The organism is Lysinibacillus agricola, from assembly GCF_016638705.1.
Classification (GTDB): Bacteria; Bacillota; Bacilli; order Bacillales_A; family Planococcaceae; genus Lysinibacillus; species Lysinibacillus agricola.
The window spans coordinates 4770131-4791371 of the sequence record NZ_CP067341.1 but is presented as its reverse complement, the minus strand read 5'-3'; the positions used below and the strand labels follow the sequence as shown (position 1 = coordinate 4791371).

The following is a 21241-nucleotide window of genomic DNA, read 5'->3' as shown; positions in this document are numbered from 1 at the left end:
TTGACGCTGATCCCCAAGGAGTCGCCCAGTCTCCACTTCAATCAACTTATCCACATGGTATACGTTTTAACAAATGTCATTGATGATCCAGAAAATAATATAAATATCCAAATAGTTCCTGGCTCATAACAGTATCTATACAATGGTAATTTTATTTGTTAACGGCAGGAGTCATAAAAATAAAACCATGTGCATCTATATAGAAGTAAATTGCCATTTTCATTGCTGTTATTAGACCCCATGATTACTCTCTAATTGGGCGGCCATGGCTTAATTTCTATGACATTGTTAGCTTCATATGAAACTAGAGACAGTAAAAAGACAGAGTTAATAATACAGGCGTATTGATGAGGAAAATCAGCGTCTTCTAATCAATCGAAACGGATAAAAATGGTTACCGATATTCTATTAAAGTAAATGCCAGAAATGATAAAATATCCTAAAGTTACTTTTAGTAATTAAATATATAATGGTAAATAAATTACTAGAGGTAAATAAGTTACTTCAAATTTACTTTTTTAAAAATAATCGTTACAATAGATTACATAAGAGGTGAAAAAAATGAATGAGTCAAATTTATGTCCTCGTTTAGCTAAAGCAATGGATTTAATCGGAAAACGCTGGACAGGGCTAATTTTATATCAATTATTAGATGGGCCACAGCGCTTTAATGAGATTGAATCAGCTTTACCTGTAAGCGGCCGTTTATTATCGGAACGTTTAAAAGAGCTAGAAAAAGAAGGGCTTGTTGAACGCAAAGTGTATTCAGAGGTACCGGTGCGTGTTGAATATTCTTTAACAGATAAAGGTCGAGCACTAGAAGGTGCAATTCGCAATATCGAGTCATGGGCAACGAGCTGGCTTTAAAGTGTGAGGACTATCAAAATATCTGATTATCTCTGCACAAGAAGTCTCGCTGACTGTTAAGGTGAGATAAAAAATACTCTTCATTTTACTTGTCAAATTAGGGTTCTAAATCCATACTAGGGTAGAGTAAGAAGGACGTTAGAAAGGAATTAGCTCTCATGACAAAAGAACAATGGGCGGCGGATTTAGCACAGAGCGTTAATCCAGCCAATATTAAGTTAGATGAATCATTACAGCAATATACTATGACAAAACTAGGTGGTAAAGCGGATGTTTTCGTTCTCGTTGAAACTGAGGAAGAAGCAGCGACAGTTATTCGCTATGCTTACATGAATAATATACCGTTATTAATGTTAGGTAATGGATCTAATATGGTCGTTCGTGATGGCGGTCTTCGAGGGATCGTTGTTACATTTTCACTTTTAGATGAAATTCATATTAATGGTGACCATGTTTACGCGCAAAGCGGTGCACTTATAAAGGATGCATCAAAGCTAGCGGCAGCAGCATCTTTAACAGGCTTTGAATTTGCATGTGGTATCCCTGGCTCAATTGGTGGAGCTATGGCAATGAACGCAGGTGCATATGGTGGTGAAATTAAAGATATTATTATTTCATCAAAAGTGTTAACAAAAGAAGGCGACATTTTAATATTATCAAAAGAAGAGCTTGAACTCGGTTATCGTCAAAGTATCATTGCCAAGAAGGGGTATTATGTACTCTCATCTGAATTTCAATTATCTAACGGTGTGCAAGAAGAAATTGATGCGAAAGTTGCTGATTTAACTTTTCAGCGAGAATCTAAGCAGCCGTTAGAATACCCATCAGCAGGGAGTGTTTTTAAGCGCCCGCCAGGCCACTTTGCAGGCAAGCTTATTCAAGATAGTGGCCTACAAGGAAAAGGCGTAGGTGGTGCAGAGGTATCAACGAAGCATGCAGGCTTTATTGTTAATAAAGGTAATGCAACGGCTACTGATTATATTGCGACAATCCAGATGGTACAACGAGTAGTTAAAGAAAAGTTTGGCATCGATTTAGAAACAGAAGTTAAAATCGTTGGTGATGATTTATAGGATACTGCGCTCTTCGCTAATGGCGGAGAGCGTTTTTTGAGGAGTGAAACAGAAAATGAAATTTATATCATGGAATGTCAATGGAATTCGAGCTTGCTTGGGCAAAGGTTTTTTAGATTTTTTCAATTATGTAGATGCAGATTTTTTCTGTATTCAAGAAACGAAGTGTCAGGATGGACAAGTGGAGATTTCACTTGAGGGATATGAACAATATTGGAATTATGCACAGAAGAAAGGTTATTCAGGTACAGCTATTTTTACAAAGCATACGCCACTTTCAGTACATTATGGTGTTGGTGAGGATGAATCACAGGAAGAGGGGAGAATTATTACGTTAGAGTATGAAGATTTTTATTTAGTGAATGTCTATACCCCGAATTCACAGCGTGATTTAGCTAGACTACCTCTTCGTTTAGAGTGGGAGGATCGGTTAGCGCTATATTTACAAGAGCTAGATTCCAAGAAACCTATAGTATACTGTGGCGATTTAAATGTCGCGCATATGGAAATTGATTTAAAAAATGCAAAGTCGAATGTTGGTAATTCAGGTTTTACATATGAAGAACGTGCAAAAATGACTGAGCTATTGGGTAGTGGTTTTGTGGATTCATTCCGCTACATGCATCCTGATACAACAGACCACTATACATGGTGGTCCTATATGAATAAAGTACGAGAACGTAATATTGGGTGGCGTATTGACTACTTTATTGTGTCGGAGAGTCTAAAGGATAAAATTGATGTGGCAAGTATTCATTCAAACATTATGGGCAGTGATCATTGCCCAATTGAATTACAGCTTAATCAGTAATATCTATGAAAAATAAAATGGTTAGGGGAATCTCTGTTGCACTTTAAATGAGGGTAGTTTCTGTTCCAAGCTACTCGTGTTCCTGTGGGCGCTTCCTCGGCTGATGCTGCGGACACTTCGTTTTGCCGAAGATCTACTCTAATTAATGACACCATAATTTCATTGAGACAATATTTTTTCAACAACATAAAAAATCGTATTTTCTAAAAGGAAATGCGATTTTTTTTATATTTTTACAGTTAATGTTTTTACAACGCAATAAACACTAAAATTTCGAACCTTTAAAAAGGATTTGATAAGCGAGTAAAAGAATATATTCTAAAGAAGGGGGTGTGTGATGTGAGAAAGTTTACGTGGAAAAAATGGCTTCTGGTTATAACTGGATTTTTAGCCGTAGTAGCCATTGTCGCATTTATCGGTTTTACATGGTTTATGAATAAATCAAAACCAGTAATTGATGGCGAGCTTACGGTGAGCGTGCTGGATCAGGATGTAACTGTCACAAGGGATGATAAGGGGGTTCCTCATATTTTTGCTAAGACGGATGCAGACTTGTATCGTGCACAAGGCTACGTGCAAGCGCAGGATAGACTGTTTCAAATGGATTTAGCAAGAAGACAGGCTAGCGGTCGCTTGTCGGAAATAATCGGTGAGGCAACTATAAAAACTGATAAATATTTCCGAACATTTAGTTTACGAGATGCAGCTGAAAAATCATTATCTACCTATGATGCAGAAAGTAAGCAGGTACTTGAGTGGTTCACAGATGGCGTAAATGCTTTTATGGCGCAGGCAAAGGAAAATAATACTTTAAGCTATGAATTTGCATTATTAGGCTATGACCCAGAGGAGTGGTCAGTTGTGGACTCGCTTACTATTGGCAAATATATGGCCTATGATTTAGGTGGTAATTGGAATACGCTTGCGTTTCGACACTGGGCTTTACAAAATTTTGATGAAGAAAAAGCAAAAGAATTATTTATAAAATATCCAGAAAACGCTTCATCCATTCTCGCAGCAAATAAAGAAAATCCAGTAGAAGTGGCAGGAATTTTTAATGCAGAGCTGTTGCCCAATGAATTTAACGGCAGTAATAACTGGGTTGTGTCAGGGAGTAAAACCAAAAATGGTACGCCAATTTTAGCAGATGATCCACATTTAGGATTAAGTACACCATCTATTTGGTATCAAATGCACCTACAATCTCCTGAGCAAAATGTTAGTGGCGTAATCTTTGCAGGTATTCCAGGCATCATTTTAGGTCACAGCGATGAAATTGCATGGGGGGTAACGAATGTTGGACCTGATGTACAAGATTTATATATTGAAATACCAAACCCGGATGACCCAACACAGTTCCGCTATGATGGCAAGTGGGAGCAAGCGGAAGTACGTGATGAGGCAATAAAGGTAAAGGACGGAGAAACGGTAGATTTTGAAGTCGTTGTCACACGTCATGGCCCTATCATGACAGATTTAGCATTTAAAGGGACTGAGCCAACAGCACAATTTTCGATGCAGTGGACGGCACTCCAACCAACAACGGAGCTACGTGCAGTACTTGGTTTTAACAAGGCAAAAACGTGGAATGATTTTGAAAAAGCGTTAGAAGATTTTAAGGCACCAGCACAAAACTTTGTCTTTGCATCAAAGGATGGCACGATTGCTTATAAAGCGAATGGCCAAATTCCGATTCGAAAACAAGGAGACGGGCAATTACCGGTACCAGGTGATTCCAGTGACTATGGCTGGGAGGGTTTTATTCCGTGGAATGAGTTACCGACTGTAGTAAACCCAAAAGAAGGCTTTATTGCAACAGCGAATAATGAAGTCATTGGTGAAGAATATCCTTATCATATAACAGATTCCTGGGCACAGCCTTATCGCTTTGAACGGATTAAGGAAGTTTTAGAAGCAAATGATTCTTTAACAGTGGAAGACATGATGAATTTACAAATGGATCAGCATAACCTTTATGCTCGTGAGTTTTTACCAGATTTATTAAACTCGATAAAGGCACAAGATCACGATGGAAAGTATGAGGATGTTATTAAATTGTTAGAGGATTGGAATATGGTAGATGCAAAGGATTCAGGTGCACCTTTAGTGTTCCATACATTAATGCAAAAGTTACAGGAAGTATTATTTAAGGATCAAATGCCAGAAGATATGTATAATTTAATGTCTGGGAAATTTAATATTACAGACCAGCTTTTACGTACGGCTTATGCAGGAGACAAGAGCATATGGATTGAGGAGCAAGGTGGAGTCGATGTAACAGTTTACAAGGCGTTAAAACTCACTGTTGCACAAATAGAAAATCAATTCGGCAAAAGTGCATCAAAGTGGCAATGGGGAGATTTCCATCAACTTACCTTTGATCACACATTAGGTAACGCTTCGCCAATTCTTGCGGCATACTTTAATGCAAAGAAGGTTCCGATCGGTGGCTCGAAGGTTACTGTTCAGGCAGCTGATAATGATTTGGCTGGAAATGTAGATCACGGAGCATCATGGCGTTTTGTTGCAGATGTTGGCGATTTAAGCTCAGCCTATCATATCGTTGGTCCCGGGCAGAGTGGACATGTAAAATCTGATTGGTATCAAGATCAAGTAATAGATTGGGCTAATGGAGATTATCATCAAACGTTTGTGAGAAAAGAAGATATTAAAGGCAAAACGTTGCGATTAAAAGCAAAATAGAATTAGAAACTATAAGAATCTATAGGGTTTTATATTAAGACAACATGGTTTCTCAGCAAAACGAGTGGTTGATTTCCGTTCCGACTGAGCGCTTTCCTGGGGGCGTCCGATGAGCCGCTTCACTCGCGCTGCTCGCTCCAGGGTCTCATCTGTGACGCTAATCCCCAAGGAGTCGCTCAGTCTCCACTCCAATCAACCTCTTAGCATGCCTTATTTATCTCCACTTTGTTTAATATGTCACCATAGTTTCATTATCAAACAACATGCAAAGCTATCACATTGAAGTGATGGCTTTTTTACGTTTATATTTATAAGGTAGCAATTTAAATAAATGTATTTTTAAATTTGTGATATAAATCATTTACATTCAAATATTCGTTTGAATATGATGGAATATTATGTTATATTAAAAACAATCAAACGAACATTTGAATGAGGTGAGGAAATGCCAAAAGAAATATGTGAGATAACACATGTTCATGAAGAAGCAGTCATTAAGGTACAACAGCAAATGCCAGATCTATCAGGAGTAGCAAAATTTTTAAAGGCATTATCTGATGAAACAAGGCTTAAAATTGCGTATGCCTTAACGGTCGAGGATGAATTATGTGTTTGTGATGTTGCCTCCATTATTGGCTCGTCAGTAGCAACAGCATCGCATCACTTACGTTATTTAAAAGATAATAATTTAGCGAAATCGTATCGTAAAGGAAAGCAAATGTATTACTCTTTAGCTGATGAGCATGTGTATCAAATTGTAACGGTTGCCTACGAACATGTGAAAGAGGGGATTGCAAATGGCATCGACGCCAACTAAACAAGAATATAGGCTACAAAACTTGTCCTGTGCCAGTTGTGCAGCAAAGTTCGAAAAAAATGTGAAAGCTATTCCAGAAGTACAGGATGCACAAGTGAATTTTGGTGCTTCTAAAATAACAGTTATTGGTGATATTGATGTTGATCAGCTTGAAGAGGCAGGTGCCTTCGACGGTATAAAAGTATCCCAATCTACAGCAAAAGCGCTTGAAAAATCAACACCTTTTTATCGAAAAACAGAAAATATATTAGCTGGAATCTCTTTGTTATTTGTAGTGCTTGGATATGTAATTGGAGCAATGCGTAGTGAAACTGATCCGCTAGCAATTGGGATGTTTATTATCGCGATTCTAGTTGGGGGGATCGGAATTTTTAAAACAGGCTTCCGTAATCTAGCACGCTTTGAATTTGATATGAAGACGCTGATGACCATTGCAGTAATAGGTGCAGCTATTATAGGAGAATGGGAAGAAGCGGCCGTTGTTGTCTTTTTATTCGCAGTAAGTGAAGCGCTTGAAGCGTATTCAATGGATAAAGCACGTCAATCGATTCGTCAGTTAATGGATATAGCTCCTCCAACAGCAACAATAAAGCGGGCACATGGTGAGCATTTCCATGAGATGGAATTACCGACTGAGGAGATTGAAATTGGCGATATTTTAATCGTTAAACCTGGTCAGAAGATTGCTATGGACGGAATTGTAGTTAGTGGATTATCAGCAGTGAATCAGGCAGCGATTACAGGTGAATCTATTCCAGTCAATAAAACAGTCGATGATGAAGTATTTGCAGGAACTTTAAATGAAGAAGGTGCCCTAGAGGTTCGAGTGACAAAGCGTGTAGAAGACACAACAATTGCAAAAATCATTCATTTGGTTGAAGAAGCACAGGCAGAAAAAGCACCTTCACAGCAGTTCGTTGATCGCTTTGCGAAATACTACACACCAGCAATTATGATTATTGCTTTACTTGTAGCTGTTATACCACCTTTATTTATAGGTGATTGGCAACATTGGATTTACCAAGGATTAGCAGTCCTTGTTGTAGGATGTCCGTGTGCACTAGTCGTTTCCACGCCAGTTGCTATTGTTACGGCTATAGGTAACGCAGCTAGACAAGGTGTCCTGATTAAAGGTGGTATTCATTTAGAACAGCTAGGCCATATTGAAGCAATAGCATTTGATAAGACAGGTACACTTACCAAAGGTCAACCTGCTGTAACAGATATTTTTACAGCAAAAGAGATGTCTGAGGATTATGTTTTACAGCTAGTAGCAGCAGTTGAAAAACAATCACAGCATCCATTAGCTAAAGCTATTTTGAAGGCATTGCATGATAAAAATTTAACAGAGCTTGTACCTACAGACTTTCAATCTGTTACAGGCAAAGGTGCTTATGCAACGGTTGATGATCAAACAATCTATGTAGGAAGCTTAAAATGGATTGCTACATTAACAACAGTGGATGAAATGATAAAGGAACAGGTTAAAAAACTTCAAAAACAGGGTAAAACAGTAGTAGCAGCTGTTAGTAGTGATCAGTTTATTGGAATGATTGGTATTGCTGATCAATTACGTCAAGAAAGTGAAGATGTCTTGAATAAATTAAAAGGCCTAAAAGTAAAGCATACAGTTATGCTGACAGGTGATGCTGAGCCAACAGCACAGGCGATTGCAACATCTTTAAGTATGACAGATGTGCATGCAAGTTTATTACCAGCAGAAAAATTAATGGCCATTAAAGATTTACGTACACGATTTGGCGCTGTGGCGATGGTAGGAGATGGTGTCAATGATGCACCTGCACTTGCCTCAGCCAATGTTGGTATTGCAATGGGAGGTGCTGGCACAGATGCGGCACTCGAAACTGCGGATATCGCATTAATGAGTGATGATTTATCGAAGCTTCCTTATACAATCGGCTTAAGCAGAAAAACATTACGCATCATTAAAGAGAACATTATATTTGCCCTAGCCTTAAAATTAGTTGCTCTGTTACTTGTTATCCCAGGATTGCTAACATTATGGATAGCAATTTTTGCAGATATGGGTGCAACATTATTAGTTGTTCTTAACTCATTACGATTAATAAAAACTAAAAAATAGTAAATAAGATTTAATCCGGTGGTAGTATGTAGGAAATTAGTCTTTCTGATGAGCTAGTGATTTTTATTGCTATAGATGTTACTAGCGATTCTTGAAAAAAACCTTTGTTAACGCTATTATGGTTTCAGGAACAATGTAACAATTAAAAATAAATGAGGCGAAAGTTTGAATATGTCAGATCCTATTTTAGTAAATGTTACAGAGGAAATTGTGCGTGGTTTAGTAAGCTTTCTACTACGAGGACCGGAATATCAAACATTTTGTAAATGTGAAGTCTGTGAACTTGACACAGTGGCACTTACACTAAATGCATTGCCTAGTAAGTATGTTACATCTATGGAAGCCCGAGATGAAGCATTTAAAGTGATGAATACTCCTGAACATATTGAGCGAATCAATAGAGAGATTATTCATGCATTACATGTGGTAAATAAGCATCCTCGACATAAAGTGGAGCCAACTTCTATATGAAGTTGGCTCTTCATGTTTTTGAAAAAGTATTGGGTTAATTAAGGTGTGTCTAAAAAAAGTATGGTTTTTCGACAAAGTGAGGGGTTGATTTCCGTTCCGACTAGGCGCTTTCCTGGGGGCGTCCGATGAGCCGCTTCGCTTCGCTGCAGGGTCGCATCTGTGACGCTGATCCCCAAGGAGTCGCCCAGTCTCCACTCCAATCAACCCATTCAATTACGTGTATCTCCTGGCATGACACTCTAATTTATATTATAAAATGAAACTTCAGCAACAAATGTTTTATGTGCGAAAGCGTAGCGACAGCAACAAATGTTTTATGTGCGAAAGCGAAGTGGTAGCAACATCAGATACAAATAAGTCTATTCAGTTCGAATATGATGAGTAGCCAAAGCGTTCACTTTTGAAATGCATGAAATTTATAATAGCACTACGCTATTGTTGATTGGAGTGGAAGGCTACTCGACTCCCGTGGGAAAGCGAGACAGGCGAGACCCTGCACGGAGCATAGCGGCTCGACGCTCGCCCACAGGAAAGCGAGTAGCCTGGAACGGAAATCAACCCCTTGCTTTGCGTAAAGCAAACTTTATTTAAAATGATACCTTAATTTCATTGACACAAATTTTCCAACTACACGGGAGTCAACATATGAAGTTGGTTCTTTTTATGTTGCACATGTATTGTTTTTCTGGCATATGTATTTTCAGTTAACTTTTAAGGCAAGCTTGTAGTAAACTAGAAAGTAAGAAAAGGAAAGAGAGGGAATAGGATATGCCAACACCTAGTATGGAGGACCATATCGAACAAATATATTTATTAATCGCTAATAAAGGGTATGCTCGTGTGTCTGACATTGCTGAAGCATTATCTGTTCTTCCTTCTTCTGTTACAAAAATGGTTCAAAAATTAGATAAAGATGGTTATTTAGTTTACGAAAAATACCGTGGTCTTACATTGACGCCAAAAGGGGAAAAACTTGGAAAACGTCTTGTACAGCGCCATGAGCTTCTAGAGCAATTTTTGCGAATCATTGGTGTAGATGAAGAGCGTATTTACAATGATGTAGAAGGAATTGAACATCATTTAAGTTGGAATTCAATAGATCGAATTGCAGATCTTGTGCAGGTAATGGAAGAAAATCCGGACATCGTGAAAAAACTGGAGGCATCTAGGACACAGCATAATTTTTAACTTCTTTCAGTAAATGTTTTTGGTAGCGAAAGTGAAACGTCAGCTACAAATGTTTTTTGTAGCGAAAGTGAAACGTCAGCTACAGATGTTTTTTTGTAGCGAAAGTGAAACGTCAGCTACAGAAGTTAAAGCCTCCAGCGGAAAAATTTTTGCGAAAATGATGGTGTAAAGGAAAGGAAGACAATATGAACGAATTAAAATCAGGTGAAGTTGTTTCGTTAACAGTATTAGAGCAACAAGCATCGAAATGGATCTTAACAAATGGAGTTGATGAACTGCCTTTAAATGCTTCAGAGGTAACAGAGCCACTTACAGTAGGTGATCGCCTTGAAGTATTTTTATTTGCGGATCGTCGTGGCGATTTAGCGGCTACGACAGCTATTCCATCTTTCGTACAAGGGGAGTATGGTTGGGCTCGTGTTCTAAAAGTAGTCGAGCGTGAAGGGGTTTTTGTAGATATCGGTACTTCACGTGAGGTACTAGTGAAAGCTGAAGATTTACCTGCAATAACAGAGCTTTGGCCAATACCAGGCGATCATTTATTTATGACATTACGCACAGATCGCAATGGTGATTTATTTGGACGTTTAGCAACTGAAGAAAAAATTTCGGAATTATATGAAGGTGCATTTGATGAAATGCACAATAAAAACATCAAGGCACGACCATATCGTTTGCTACCAGTAGGCTCTTTTTTATTAGGTGTAGAAAATCCGTACCGCATTTTTGTCCATGAATCAGAGCGTAATGCAGAGCCTCGTCTTGGACAAGACGTAGTTGTTCGTATTATTGATGTAAAAGAGGATGGCTCATTGAATGGTTCACTTTTACCACGTAAGCATGAACGTATTTCAGATGATGCACAAAGAATTTTAAATTATCTACAAGATGTTGGGGGCAAAATGCCATTTGGCGATAAATCCTCACCCGATGAAATTCAAGAAATGTTTAATATGAGTAAAGCTGCATTTAAACGCGCGTTAGGTACACTTTTGAAAGCTGGTAAAGTGAAACAGCAAAATGGTTGGACAGAGGAAATTTAGTGCAGGAACATTCATATATCTAAGGTATGGTGACTGAATACCAGATGAAGTGAAAGAAAATGACGAGAGCCCTTTGAAACCTTCTCGTCTTTTTTTCGTACTAATTATTGTTTAACTTATTTCAGCAAATGTTGTTTTTTGTAGCGAAAGCGAAGAAAGCAATTATGCCGAGGCCTAATTGCTTGGCAAACATTATACAGGCCAAATGAGTTTTCTAACGAAAGGGGTCATACAATTTGAAAAAAACGTGGATGAAAATACTTACAGCGACTATGTTAGTATTTGGCGTGATGGCACCAGCAACGGGTTTTGCAGCTGATAATACGCCACCTAAAGCAATTGATGAAAAACTAGGTGTACCGATCGTCGTATATGGTGCAAACTTATCTGAGGCTGAAAAAGAGTCTGTTAAAAAATCATTAAAAGTGAATGAAGAGCCTGAAATTGAAGAAATATCAGTATCAGGTCAAGACTTAGTTAAATATATTAAAGATAGTAATTCGAGCTCTCGTATGTATTCTTCTGCCAAAATTACGCGCAAGAATGCAGGAGAAGGCTTAGTTATTGAAATTGTTACACCATCAAATATTACACAAGTTACGTCTGAAATGTATGCAAACGCAATGCTAACAGCAGGTATTGAAGATGCAACAGTACAGGTGGCTGCACCAAAAGCAGTAACAGGTCATTCCGCACTTGTAGGAATTTACAAAGCTTACGAAGTAACAACAGGTGAAACACTTGATATTGATCGTACAGATGTTGCAAATGAAGAACTATCAGTAGCAACTACTCTTACACAATCAGCTGGGGTGGACGATGCCAAGGTTGCAGAATTACTAACAGAAATCAAAAAACAAATTGCGGAATTAAAGCCAGAAACGCGAGAAGATGTTGAAAAGATTGTGCAAGAGCAATTAAATAAGCTTGAAATTAATTTAAGTGAAAAAGACCGTCAATTACTAGTTGATTTGATGAACAAAATTAGTAAACTAGACATAGATTTTAGTAAATGGTCTGAACAATTAGATGATATTAGCAATACAATAAAAGAAAAATTCGGATCGCTAATGGAAGATACAGGATTCTGGGCAGGTGTGAAAAATTTCTTTGCTAATTTAAAGGATACGATTTCATCTTGGTTTAATTAATAGAAAAGAGTCTGCAACACTTCCTCTAGATTGCTAGAGGAAAGTGGGCAGATTCTTTTATTTTTGTCATGTTAGCTCAAGAGATGGGATGCTACCCGCTATCTTTGTAAAAATGTAAAAAGCTATGTTACTATGAAAAAAAGGAGTGGTGAGAAATGGAATTTCAATTACAACAGCTAGCAGAAAATAAGCTTGCTTTTGTCTATGAGCAAGAAGGGGAAAGAATAGCAGAAATTACGTGGCAGCAGAAGGGCCAAGTAATGGTAATGGATCACACATATGTATCAGATAAGCTCCGTGGCCAAGGTGTGGCCAAAAAATTGTTGGATCGTGCAGCAGCTTATGCGCGTGAACAGGGTTATAAAATGGAGGCTGTTTGCTCGTATGTAGTTGCAGCATTTGAAAAAACTAATGCTTATGATGATGTAAAACAATAAAAATAAGGCAATCTGCTTGTTAGATAAGTGGATTGCCTTTTAATTTCTATCGTGAACCATCCACGATGCTCCTTACAGTAAAATAACACTGTAAATTAGTGCTGTTAAGAGGGCCGCTCCACCTACTAATGAAGCCATATCTATCCAATCATATATTGAGTCTAGATCTTTCATAATAATCACTCTCCTATTATTAGTATTAATTCATTAATTCCCTTCGCTTGTTCTTTATAATCATAAATAGTTACAAAATTATCATAATTTACGAAAAAGATGGCTCATTACCATAAAGTATGTTTGATTTCCGTTCCGACTGGGCGCTTTGTAGCTGCCGCTTTGCTTTCGCTACAGAAAACATTTGCCGCTGACGCTTCGCTTTCGCGCAGATAAAACATTGCCGCTGACGCTTCGCTTTCGCGCAGATAAAACATTGCCGCTGACGCTTCGCTTTCGCGCAGATAAAACATTGCCGCTGACGCTTCGCTTTCGCGCAGATAAAACATTGTTGCTGACGCTTCGCTTTCGCACAGATAAAACATTGTTGCTGACGCTTCGCTTTCGCGCAGATAAAACATTGTTGCTGCCGCTTCGCTTTCGCACAGATAAAACATTGTTGCTGCGCACAGAGCAAAGCTTCCTGGGGGCATCCGATGAGCCGCTTTGGCCAAAAGGATGTTGGTCACGAAGGCGTTATCGCAGGACATGATGCTTCGTTCCTCTTTCGGCTCGCTCCAGGGTCTTATCTGTGACGCTGATGCCCAGCCTCCATTCCAATCAACTTATATTTAGCATACGTTTTTACAAATGGTATCCCTAACTTTTGGTGATAAGCAAAGAATAGATACCTGCAATAAAATTTAGTAGGAGAATGATTAAACTAAGTCTTGAAAAATACAGACGTACTATGAATTAAGTGTTTATATGATGGAAGCGAAGGGTTATAGATGACTACTCTCTTTTTATATATGCTGTAATGTAAATAAAAAGTATGTTTAGTCCTCTGAAAATAGGGAAAAGATATAATACAGAGCCAGTTTCTATATTTTTGGGAGGGATTTATAATGGCAAAACGTAAAGGATCAGGTGTTGTGCTAGTAGGGTTAACTTTAGCAGCATCTTATTTAAGTAAAAAAGAAAACCGTGATAAAGCATTGAATATGCTCAATGGTGCAAAGTCTAAATTAGCATCTTATTTGAATACAACAAACACGGAGATGCACGAAGATATTTCAGAGCGTATAACTGCTCAAGTAGCGACACGAGCTGGAACATCCCCAACGAAAATAGCTTCAAACGAAATGGTTGCTGAGGGTGGGGGACATACGGGTATCCATTATTTCAATGGGGAAATTCAGGAACAAGAGAAATAATAACAAAACCTTCTCATTTCACGTGAGAAGGTCTTTTTTGTGTGCTTATAATAATGATTGCAAATACTAATAATACAACCCCAGTAAATATAAAGCCGCTGACAATACCTAGTGAGAGCCAACCGAGCAATGAGGAACCTAAGACAACTCCTAGCGAAAAGAAGGCATAAAAATAACCATAGGCTTTTCCACGGATTTCAGCAGTCGTAGAATCGATTAAAAGTGAATTTAGTGATGGGAATAAGAAGCCAAACCCGAAACCATAGCAGGCCATAGCAATATAAAGTAACGTACTTGAATCTGCCTGACTAATTAATAATTGACTTACCCCCATTAAAGCTATACCAAGTGATAATGTTTTAATGGGAGCAACCTTATCGAAAATACGGTTAGTCGGCAAAATAAATACGAGTACAGCAATAATTCCGAATGTACTCATCAATGTTCCACTTAAACGTGAATCAAAGCCTAAAGATTGTACTTTTAGTGGGAGAAGATAGGCAATAACCCCTTGAGAAAACATTAAAAAGAATGCACCAGAGAAGGCTTTTAATGTACCTGTATTGTTAAAAAGCACACGAATAGGAATGTTGGCAGTTGGCGCAGAGTTTTCTTTTTTTACTTGATTTGATTTAAGTAAAAAGAAGGCAAGTATACCTAACAAAAGCATAAAGCTTGCTGTTATATTAAAAACGAATGGTACGCTAGTACGACTCGCTAATATTCCACTAAATGCAGGACCGATTATTGCGGCGATGCCAACAAATGCTCCAGAGATAGCACTGCCCTTGCCTCTTTTTTCTTGCTCAGTTGCATTTGCTAAAAATGTGAAAGCAGCAGGGACGATAAAGCCAGCCACTAATCCATGTACAAAGCGGACTACTAATAGAATAATAGGCTCTTCTACTAAATTATAAAGTGATAGTGAAAGACCTGTCATTAAAAGACCTAGGATTAAAATAACAAATGGTCCCTTACGATCTGTTAAAAAACCAGAAATAATATTACCAAATGTATTGGAAAGGGAATACATACCTACTGCTAGGCCAGTTAAAAAGGCTGATGCCCCTAAGGATTCAGCGTATGTACTCATGACAGGAAGCTGGGTAAATAGGTCAAAAAATGAAAAGAATATAATCAAATAAATAAATTTCTTCATAGCCCCTCCGATGGGAAATTATGTATTAGTGAGAATGAGTATCACTCTTATTATACCATCTCCGACAAAAAAAGAACGCCTCATAAGTTTTTTGACTTAATGAGGCGTTCCTAAACTTTAGTAATTAAGCTTTAGCAACTTCTTTTTTCATTGTTTTGTTTGTAGCAAGATTTACGTGCCAAGAAAGTGCTTCCTCTAAAATATGAGGTGTTTGGTGGCCACCAGTTGCTTCTAGAGCACGGTTATAGTAATCCCAAAGTTGTTCTTTGTAATCCGGGTGTGCACAGTTTTCGATAATTAAAGGTACACGCTCTTTTGGTGCTAGACCACGTAAGTCAGCAATACCTTGCTCAGTTACGATTACATCAACATCATGTTCAGTGTGGTCAACGTGAGAAACCATTGGCACGATTGAAGAGATAGCGCCGCCTTTTGCGTATGATTTAGTAACAAAAATACCTAGACGTGCGTTACGTGCAAAGTCACCTGAACCACCGATACCGTTCATCATACGAGTACCTGATACGTGTGTTGAGTTTACGTTGCCATAGATATCTAATTCAAGAGCAGTGTTGATTGAGATTAGACCCAAACGACGGATAAGCTCTGGGTGGTTAGAAATTTCTTGTGGACGTAAGCAAATTTTATCAGCGTATTTCTCTAGGTTGCCATATACTTTTTTCTGTAATTCTTCAGTCAGTGTAATTGAAGTAGCTGCTGCAAATTTAACTTTACCAGCATCAATTAAGTTGAATACAGCATCTTGAAGTACTTCAGAAGCAACAACTAAATCTTCAAATTCTGAATTTGCGAAGCCGTCAAGTACAGCGTTTGCAACAGAGCCTACACCAGATTGTAATGGCATTAATTGTTTTGTTAGGCGACCAGCTTTAATTTCACCGCTGAAGAAGTCTAATAAAATGTTCGCCATTGTTTGTGTTTCTTCATCTGGCGGTACGATTAATGATGGAGCATCTGGCTCTTCAGAAATAACAATTGCTTTAATTTTAGCTGGATCTACTTTAATACCGATGTCACCAATGCGTTGCATAGCATCAGTCATTGGGATTGCTTCACGTTGACCTTGCTCACCTGGTACATAGATATCGTGGATTCCTACTAACGCTTCTGGGTGAGAGATATTTAATTCGATAATAATATTCTCAGCGTATTCAGCGAAGATTGGTGAGTTACCTACAGAGTTTGTTGGGATAATTAATCCATCTTCTGTAATAGCAACAGCTTCAAGGATTAAATATTTAATTGGTCCAATAATTCCTTGACGAACTAATTCAGCGTTATGTGAAAGATGAGCGTCTACATATTGGATATCCCCAGAGTTAATTAAATTACGGATCGTTGCATCTCCTTGGAATGGTCCACGTTTGCGGATAACACCAGCATCAGCTAAGTATTTATCAACTTCAGGTCCTAAAGAAGCTCCTGTATATACATCAATTTTGAATTTTTCGTTTTTAGCGCGCTCTACTAAAGCCATAGGAACAACTTTTGCGTCCCCCGCACGAGTGAATCCACTCATACCAACTACATCACCGTCAGAGATAAGTGCTGCAGCTTCTTCAGCAGTAACAATTTTACTTTCAAGTTCTTTTAAGCCTAGGCGTTTTTGAACATTTGCATCCATAAAAAAAATCCTCCCTAAAAAAAGTTTGATGGAAACCGATTACAAAACTAGAAAAAACGTGTAAGAATTTTCTGTTTATTCAGTTGTAGTATGACTCCAACCATTTGAATAATACTATCACCAAATTGTCACAAAAACTTTAGAAATAGCATTAAATTGAGTAAAAACAGAAAAAAAGAGCATAAAAATGAATTTTCGACAGAGAAAACGTTTTAATGTAGAGCACAAAGGGAATTTTCTAAAAATAAAAGATTAAACAACATAATGGGGGGTTGATTTCCGTTCCAACTGTGTGTTTTCGATGAGCCGCTTCGCTGCACTCCAGGGTTTCATCTGTGACGCTAATCCTCAAGGAGTCGCTCAGTCTCCACTCCAATCAACTTGCATCCACTGTATACGTTTTAACCAATATCATACCCAATTTTTGATGAACGCTATGTTTCAGTAAGTAAAAAAGTACAGCGAACAATTAAAATGTTCGCTGTACTTATAAAAGATTAGAAGCCTAAAGAACGACGGAAGTAGCTTGCGTAGCGTTGGCTAACAGGAATACGAGTACCGTCTTTCATGATTAATAAAAATGTTGAATGTGAGTCTGGTTGAATTTCATCAATGTAGTCAATGTTAACGATATAAGAGCGGTGACAGCGTATAAATGAGTCAGGTGCTAAAAATAGCTCAAGATCACTTAGGTTTAAGCGGTGATAACCTTCACGGCTCATCGTTTTAACAAATGTTTTTCGAAGCTGTGTTTCAAGATAAATGACTTGATCATGCTTGATTGGGTACCAGCAATCATCAATTTTGATGGTAATGTAGTTCGTTAAAAATGCTGATGGCTTTTGTGGGAAGATAGCAGTAATAGCACCCTTAGTCTCGCCTTCCTCCATTAAAGGAATACTCATGCCGTAATATGCTATGCCAAATACATCAGGTTCAATGTAAGAGCTTATCTTTTGCCCGTAGCTTAATGCTTTATGAGCAGCTGAACCTTCTTTAATTGGGTCACCAGGCTTGATTTTCAAATCAACTTTTTTGCTCGGTTGGTAATACAAGTATTCGTTTGTATCGGAAATTGCGATGGAAGTATTCTCAGGAAAGAACTCCTTAATAATCTCCATAATTTCTTCAATTTGTTTTGGATCCACTATTAACACCTCATCTAAACTTTTAAAAATAGTATTATCATCTATTTTACTACATATTCGTATAAATTATATAGAGAAGATTTCGGAATAAAAAAGAGAAATGTCGATTGATGAAATATTTAAGCGTAAAACACCTTACATAATTTGTAACAAAATTTAATTAATTACTTATTTTTTTTGATATGTATATGGTAAAATTTAATTGTACGAAATAAGTTTACGAGGTTTCTACTGTGAATATATGATAAATTAGAACTAGGGTGGAAGACAAAATGTGGTTGAAAGGAAATCGCAGAATATGGTAAAATTCACTGTATAGTCTATTTTTTTTGTAACTGGTGTTTTAGTTGGGTGATTTTTAAGTTATATTCAATGTATAATTGTGAAATAGGACTCAATTCATACAATCAATAAACAAATACTATTTTCTTATTTGAAATAAGTAGCCCGATGTCAAAAATAGTAAAAGTAATTCGTGCAATCTGAGGAAAGATGGGGAAGATTATGCAACTACATCAACATTCTATGTCAGAAACGATATCAAAAAGATACTTCCAGGAAATCGATAGTATTAATCAATACATCGGAGTAGAAGAATTTTTTAATATTGAGTCGAAATTAATATTTGAAATTTATCATTTAGAATCTGCAAAGGCTAAGAAATCTTTGCATGAATTAATTGATATTCTTTCAATACGTTTTGGCAAACAAGTCATTAAAATTGTTCGAAGTTATTTTTCTGTTTTGTCGTCAATTGTTGCTCGTAAATTGCTAGACAATCAAGTACCTTCGAAGAAAGCATTTGCTTTTAACATTGCTTGTAATGATATGATTGAAAATCAGATGAAAGACGCAGAATTTTTACAATTTGCTGATGATTTAATTGATTTTTTTGTCTATTTTATTGCAGATCGCAAGCAGCCGACTTTCCGTCACCAAACCGTTAATAAGGTAATTATGTATATAAATGATGAATTGGAAAATGACTTAACAGTCGAAAGTATCGCAAATAACTTTCATATAAGTACTAGTCACTTATCACGTATTTTTAGAGAACATGTAGGTATTACACTAGTTGAATATTTAAATGTTCGTCGAGTAGAAGAATCACAGTATTACTTACGACACACAAATAAAAGTATTACTTCTATTTCAGATCAATTTCATTTCTGTAACCAAAGCTATTTTACCCGCATTTTTAAAAAATATACTGGGGTAACGCCCAAACATTTCAGAGACGAGCTACATCATGAGTTTTATCGTTTTGAAATGGCGGAGTCTGAGCTTCAAAACATTTAAAGTCAGAAGTGTGCTTAATAGTTATTCACAATGAGTAGGTATAAGATGAATAAATAGGATGCGGACGTATTAGTGATTCTAAAGCTCGCATCTTTTTTCATGCAAACATTGTGTGGCAATAACGATGTAATTAGTAGCACGTGCTATTTGATAAAAATAGACCCTATAATGTATACTTCACTTTAGTTGATAAATAATAGTAGGTGGAAAAATGAAAAATTTGAAGTTATTTTCAATGCTTGGACTCGTAGTTTTTGTTCTTAGTGGCTGTCAAGCTGTGCAAAACAAAGAAGGTTTTTTCTATAGTATCTTTGTAAAACCTATGGAATTTTTACTGGAATTTTTCGGAAACACTATTTTTTCAGGTAGCTATGGTTTAGCAATCATCGCTATTACGGTCCTTATTCGTTTAGTTTTAATGCCGATTATGTTAAAAAATTATCGTCAGCAACAAACGATGAAAACGAAAATGGATGCGTTCAAGCCTGAAATGGAAGCTGTTCAGAAAAAAATGAAGGAAGCAAAGACAAAAGAAGAGCAAATGCAGCATCAACAAGAAATGATGGCATTATACCAAAAACATGGCATCAATCCACTCAATATGGGTTGCTTACCAATGCTAATTCAAATGCCAATTATCATGGGTCTTTATTTCTCTATTTTATATTCTGCAGATGTTAAATCACATGAGTTTTTATGGTTTAGCTTAGGTTCACCTGATATTGTCATGACAATTATCGCTGGTCTTGTCTATTTAGTTCAAGCACGTGTGTCATTATGGACAGTACCAGAGCAACAAAAAGCACAAATGAAAATGTTTATTTATATTTCACCAATTATGATTGTCTTTATCTCGATGTCATCTATGGCAGCCCTACCACTTTACTGGTCAGTCAGCGGTGCATTATTGATTCTTCAAACATATATCGGTCGAAGATATTATTCGGAGCATCCGGAAAAAGCAAACTCATAAATTAATTTATGTCGAGGCGCCTATGTAGCCTCGATTTTTTTAGGAGGACAGCAAGTTGAACTTAAAATGGCTATCATCTATTCTAGTCGCGATTTTTAGTATTGCGGCTATTATATTTATTATCATGGGTAATTTTAATTTTGCGGTATTGGCCATGACTATTATGTTTGCCGTATCGAATGGTTTTAGGGCTAAAAGCTTTAAAGAGCAAGGCTATATTAAAGAAGCAAAATGGATGAAGTATATGGCGATTTTTTTCTCGATTGCTTCTATAGTAGTATTTATTATTATTCTCACAGACTAACAGACTAATTTTGTCTCATCGTCAAAGTTTGGGATGACATTTGTTAAAACGATTGCCATATATAAGTATTGGAGTTGAGGCTGGGCGACTCCTTGGTGGTCAGCGTCTTAGATGAAACCATGGAGCGCAAGCGTAGCGGCTCATCCGACGCCTCCAGGAAGCTTTGCTCTGTGCGAAAGCGAAGCGACAGCAACAATGTTTTATCTGTGCGAAAGCGAAGCGACAGCAACAATGTTTTATCTGTGCGAAAGCGAAGCGACAGCAACAATGTTTTTTTCTGTGCGAAAGCGAAGCGACAGCAACAATGTTTTTTTCTGTGCGAAAGCGAAGCGACAGCAACAATGTTTTTTTCTGTGCGAAAGCGAAGCGACAGCAACAATGTTTTATCTGTGCGAAAGCGAAGCGACAGCAACAATGTTTTTATCTGTGCGAAAGCAACAAAGCGCCTGGTTGGAGCGGAAATCAACCCCACGTTATAGCCCTAATTTTAAAATTTAGGGTGAAAACTTACACTCTAAATTGTGAACAGTGCTAAAATGAGACTATACCAATAAAGTAAAAATATAATCGGTACTTACTGTAGAACTTGTTCTTTCTATTTAACAATAGATTTAATCTTTGATAACAGATGGGGAACTTAACCATGTAGTACTGGATAACTTTAAAAGGGGTAAAAAT

At 37.3% G+C, this 21241-nt stretch carries 22 protein-coding genes; 17 read left to right on the top strand and 5 right to left on the bottom strand.

Annotation, left to right across the window (positions count from 1 at the left end):
* Positions 1 to 561: 561 nt before the first annotated feature.
* The 7 genes from FJQ98_RS23935 (at position 562) to FJQ98_RS23905 (ending at position 8846) form a co-directional block, all read left to right on the top strand.
* Positions 562 to 867, top strand: a complete 306-nt coding sequence (locus FJQ98_RS23935) for a winged helix-turn-helix transcriptional regulator (RefSeq protein WP_053593982.1) — start codon at positions 562 to 564, stop codon at positions 865 to 867.
* Positions 868 to 1025: 158 nt separating this feature from the next.
* Positions 1026 to 1940, top strand: coding sequence for a UDP-N-acetylmuramate dehydrogenase (gene murB / locus FJQ98_RS23930; protein ID WP_053593983.1), 915 nt, complete (start codon positions 1026 to 1028; stop codon positions 1938 to 1940).
* 55 nt (positions 1941 to 1995) lie between these two features.
* Complete coding sequence (locus FJQ98_RS23925) at positions 1996 to 2751, top strand: exodeoxyribonuclease III (protein WP_053593984.1); 756 nt, start codon at positions 1996 to 1998, stop codon at positions 2749 to 2751.
* A 339-nt stretch (positions 2752 to 3090) separates the two neighbouring features.
* The gene (locus FJQ98_RS23920) at positions 3091 to 5454 is read left to right on the top strand and encodes a penicillin acylase family protein (RefSeq protein ID WP_246494249.1); all 2364 of its coding nucleotides are present in this window, start codon (positions 3091 to 3093) and stop codon (positions 5452 to 5454) included.
* 445 nt (positions 5455 to 5899) lie between these two features.
* The gene (locus tag FJQ98_RS23915; protein WP_053593986.1) at positions 5900 to 6271 is read left to right on the top strand and encodes an ArsR/SmtB family transcription factor; all 372 of its coding nucleotides are present in this window, start codon (positions 5900 to 5902) and stop codon (positions 6269 to 6271) included.
* A complete protein-coding gene (locus FJQ98_RS23910; RefSeq protein WP_053593987.1) occupies positions 6252 to 8375 on the top strand; it encodes a heavy metal translocating P-type ATPase in 2124 nt (707 codons plus the stop codon). Before FJQ98_RS23915 ends, FJQ98_RS23910 begins: the two co-directional genes overlap by 20 nt.
* A 171-nt stretch (positions 8376 to 8546) precedes the next feature.
* Positions 8547 to 8846 (top strand): late competence development ComFB family protein, encoded by a 300-nt coding sequence (locus FJQ98_RS23905; RefSeq protein ID WP_425492710.1) that lies wholly within the window; start codon positions 8547 to 8549, stop codon positions 8844 to 8846.
* Between the two features lie 38 nt (positions 8847 to 8884).
* On the opposite strand, the gene FJQ98_RS23900 is transcribed toward FJQ98_RS23905, so the two are convergent.
* The gene (locus tag FJQ98_RS23900; protein ID WP_158002996.1) at positions 8885 to 9022 is read right to left on the bottom strand and encodes a hypothetical protein; all 138 of its coding nucleotides are present in this window, start codon (positions 9020 to 9022) and stop codon (positions 8885 to 8887) included.
* 592 nt (positions 9023 to 9614) lie between these two features.
* Between FJQ98_RS23900 and mntR the strand changes: the two genes are divergently transcribed.
* The 5 genes from mntR (at position 9615) to FJQ98_RS23875 (ending at position 12665) form a co-directional block, all read left to right on the top strand.
* Positions 9615 to 10034, top strand: coding sequence for a transcriptional regulator MntR (gene mntR, locus FJQ98_RS23895; RefSeq protein WP_053593989.1), 420 nt, complete (start codon positions 9615 to 9617; stop codon positions 10032 to 10034).
* 31 nt (positions 10035 to 10065) lie between these two features.
* Entirely contained in the window at positions 10066 to 10203 is a 138-nt protein-coding gene (locus FJQ98_RS23890) for a hypothetical protein (protein WP_201406564.1), read from the top strand.
* 16 nt (positions 10204 to 10219) lie between these two features.
* The gene (locus FJQ98_RS23885; RefSeq protein ID WP_053593990.1) at positions 10220 to 11077 is read left to right on the top strand and encodes a CvfB family protein; all 858 of its coding nucleotides are present in this window, start codon (positions 10220 to 10222) and stop codon (positions 11075 to 11077) included.
* A 236-nt stretch (positions 11078 to 11313) separates the two neighbouring features.
* Positions 11314 to 12228 (top strand): DUF1002 domain-containing protein, encoded by a 915-nt coding sequence (locus tag FJQ98_RS23880; protein WP_053593991.1) that lies wholly within the window; start codon positions 11314 to 11316, stop codon positions 12226 to 12228.
* Between the two features lie 155 nt (positions 12229 to 12383).
* Entirely contained in the window at positions 12384 to 12665 is a 282-nt protein-coding gene (locus FJQ98_RS23875; protein WP_053593992.1) for a GNAT family N-acetyltransferase, read from the top strand.
* 281 nt (positions 12666 to 12946) lie between these two features.
* Here the strand turns inward: FJQ98_RS23875 and FJQ98_RS23870 are convergent, their stop codons facing one another.
* Complete coding sequence (locus tag FJQ98_RS23870) at positions 12947 to 13369, bottom strand: hypothetical protein (protein ID WP_201406563.1); 423 nt, start codon at positions 13367 to 13369, stop codon at positions 12947 to 12949.
* Positions 13370 to 13726: 357 nt separating this feature from the next.
* On the opposite strand from FJQ98_RS23870, the gene FJQ98_RS23865 reads away from it, so the two are divergent.
* On the top strand, positions 13727 to 14035 hold the full coding sequence (locus FJQ98_RS23865) for a hypothetical protein (RefSeq protein ID WP_053593994.1): 309 nt from the start codon (positions 13727 to 13729) through the stop codon (positions 14033 to 14035).
* 13 nt (positions 14036 to 14048) lie between these two features.
* Here FJQ98_RS23865 and FJQ98_RS23860 read toward each other — a convergent pair whose 3' ends face one another.
* From FJQ98_RS23860 to FJQ98_RS23850, 3 genes are all read right to left on the bottom strand, one after another.
* Complete coding sequence (locus FJQ98_RS23860; RefSeq protein WP_053593995.1) at positions 14049 to 15194, bottom strand: MFS transporter; 1146 nt, start codon at positions 15192 to 15194, stop codon at positions 14049 to 14051.
* Positions 15195 to 15318: 124 nt separating this feature from the next.
* Positions 15319 to 16839 carry a succinyl-CoA:acetate CoA-transferase ScpC gene (gene scpC, locus FJQ98_RS23855; RefSeq protein ID WP_053593996.1) on the bottom strand — a complete coding sequence of 507 codons (1521 nt, stop codon included), beginning with the start codon at positions 16837 to 16839 and terminating at the stop codon, positions 15319 to 15321.
* 497 nt (positions 16840 to 17336) lie between these two features.
* The gene (locus tag FJQ98_RS23850) at positions 17337 to 17987 is read right to left on the bottom strand and encodes a LytTR family DNA-binding domain-containing protein (protein WP_053593997.1); all 651 of its coding nucleotides are present in this window, start codon (positions 17985 to 17987) and stop codon (positions 17337 to 17339) included.
* Positions 17988 to 18491: 504 nt separating this feature from the next.
* On the opposite strand from FJQ98_RS23850, the gene FJQ98_RS23845 reads away from it, so the two are divergent.
* The 4 genes from FJQ98_RS23845 (at position 18492) to FJQ98_RS23830 (ending at position 21061) form a co-directional block, all read left to right on the top strand.
* Positions 18492 to 19286, top strand: coding sequence for a helix-turn-helix transcriptional regulator (locus FJQ98_RS23845; protein ID WP_053593998.1), 795 nt, complete (start codon positions 18492 to 18494; stop codon positions 19284 to 19286).
* A 211-nt stretch (positions 19287 to 19497) separates the two neighbouring features.
* The gene (gene yidC, locus FJQ98_RS23840; protein ID WP_053593999.1) at positions 19498 to 20259 is read left to right on the top strand and encodes a membrane protein insertase YidC; all 762 of its coding nucleotides are present in this window, start codon (positions 19498 to 19500) and stop codon (positions 20257 to 20259) included.
* A 55-nt stretch (positions 20260 to 20314) separates the two neighbouring features.
* Entirely contained in the window at positions 20315 to 20563 is a 249-nt protein-coding gene (locus tag FJQ98_RS23835; RefSeq protein ID WP_053594000.1) for a hypothetical protein, read from the top strand.
* Between the two features lie 111 nt (positions 20564 to 20674).
* Positions 20675 to 21061, top strand: coding sequence for a hypothetical protein (locus tag FJQ98_RS23830; RefSeq protein WP_201406562.1), 387 nt, complete (start codon positions 20675 to 20677; stop codon positions 21059 to 21061).
* Positions 21062 to 21241: the final 180 nt, after the last annotated feature.

Coding starts and splice junctions, on each gene's coding strand:
- FJQ98_RS23910 (WP_053593987.1), top strand. CDS start 6,252: ATGGCATCGACGCCAACTAAACAAGAATATAGGCTACAAAACTTGTCC.
- FJQ98_RS23935 (WP_053593982.1), top strand. CDS start 562: ATGAATGAGTCAAATTTATGTCCTCGTTTAGCTAAAGCAATGGATTTA.
- mntR (WP_053593989.1), top strand. CDS start 9,615: ATGCCAACACCTAGTATGGAGGACCATATCGAACAAATATATTTATTA.
- FJQ98_RS23845 (WP_053593998.1), top strand. CDS start 18,492: ATGCAACTACATCAACATTCTATGTCAGAAACGATATCAAAAAGATAC.
- FJQ98_RS23875 (WP_053593992.1), top strand. CDS start 12,384: ATGGAATTTCAATTACAACAGCTAGCAGAAAATAAGCTTGCTTTTGTC.
- FJQ98_RS23905 (WP_425492710.1), top strand. CDS start 8,547: ATGTCAGATCCTATTTTAGTAAATGTTACAGAGGAAATTGTGCGTGGT.
- scpC (WP_053593996.1), bottom strand. CDS start 16,839: ATGGATGCAAATGTTCAAAAACGCCTAGGCTTAAAAGAACTTGAAAGT.
- FJQ98_RS23865 (WP_053593994.1), top strand. CDS start 13,727: ATGGCAAAACGTAAAGGATCAGGTGTTGTGCTAGTAGGGTTAACTTTA.
- FJQ98_RS23860 (WP_053593995.1), bottom strand. CDS start 15,194: ATGAAGAAATTTATTTATTTGATTATATTCTTTTCATTTTTTGACCTA.
- FJQ98_RS23885 (WP_053593990.1), top strand. CDS start 10,220: ATGAACGAATTAAAATCAGGTGAAGTTGTTTCGTTAACAGTATTAGAG.
- murB (WP_053593983.1), top strand. CDS start 1,026: ATGACAAAAGAACAATGGGCGGCGGATTTAGCACAGAGCGTTAATCCA.
- FJQ98_RS23830 (WP_201406562.1), top strand. CDS start 20,675: ATGAAACCATGGAGCGCAAGCGTAGCGGCTCATCCGACGCCTCCAGGA.
- FJQ98_RS23925 (WP_053593984.1), top strand. CDS start 1,996: ATGAAATTTATATCATGGAATGTCAATGGAATTCGAGCTTGCTTGGGC.
- FJQ98_RS23870 (WP_201406563.1), bottom strand. CDS start 13,369: ATGTCCTGCGATAACGCCTTCGTGACCAACATCCTTTTGGCCAAAGCG.
- FJQ98_RS23915 (WP_053593986.1), top strand. CDS start 5,900: ATGCCAAAAGAAATATGTGAGATAACACATGTTCATGAAGAAGCAGTC.
- yidC (WP_053593999.1), top strand. CDS start 19,498: ATGAAAAATTTGAAGTTATTTTCAATGCTTGGACTCGTAGTTTTTGTT.